1 protein-coding gene is annotated in these 836 nt (G+C 46.7%); it reads right to left on the reverse strand.

Annotation, left to right across the window (positions count from 1 at the left end; genetic code table 11):
- Positions 1 to 15: 15 nt before the first annotated feature.
- Positions 16 to 836, reverse strand: an 821-nt coding sequence (locus A3763_RS19200; protein WP_231872255.1) for a flagellin, incomplete at its 5' end; no start/stop codon positions are given.

An 836-nucleotide genomic window follows, 5' to 3' on the forward strand; every position in this document is an offset into this window, starting at 1 on the left:
AAGTGCGATTGAAAGTTAGGATAAAAGCTGTAACACAGCGCCACGTTGACTATTCGCTTGTCCTTGTACGGCGATCTGTACCTGATCTCTTATTTGGCTCGCAGCTAGGTCTGAGGCCACCTGAGCATAGTCAGTGTCACTGATTCGGCTCCTCGCTTCAGCCGTATTAACTTTGGATATGGCGATATTATCGATCGAACTCTCGACTCGATTGCTAACGGCACCAAGTTCTGATTGGCGGGATAGTACTAGCTCAGATGCTTGGTTTAAGGTTTCTAATGACTTGCTAGCTTGCTCAGCTGAACTTAAGTCTACGTCTTCAAAGCCTAATTCTTTGATCTCTTTGGCTAAGTCTTTGCCTTCGAGTTGAATGCTCTTTCCTGGTTGATCCAGTTGAATATTGAAGTCTTGTTCACCACTGAGTAGGGCCTTGCCATTGAAGTTAGTGTTTTCGAGAATGCTATTTGAGTCTTCAATCAAGAGATTTGCTTCTTCTTGCAAGGCTTGTCGGTCTTGTGTGGATAGCGCACCGTTACCAGCTTGAATCGTCAACTCTTGTATACGACCAATGTTATCGTTAAGGCTTTTCAGTGCTCCGTCGGCAACCTGAATTGCGGAAATGGAGTCATTGGCGTTACGGATGCCTGCATCAAAAGCACCTAGTTGGCTATTCAAGCGTTCAGATATTGCTGCGCCTGCTGCATCATCAGCTGCGCTATTAATCCGGCTTCCTGAACTGAGCTGCTGCAGTTGTCTATCAGTTTGGGACGCACTGGAAAGGCTTTGAGGGCTGCCAATGCCGCCGTTGAGTGAAATAGTCATGATGATTGCTCCCG

The organism is Oleiphilus sp. HI0128, from assembly GCF_001635365.1.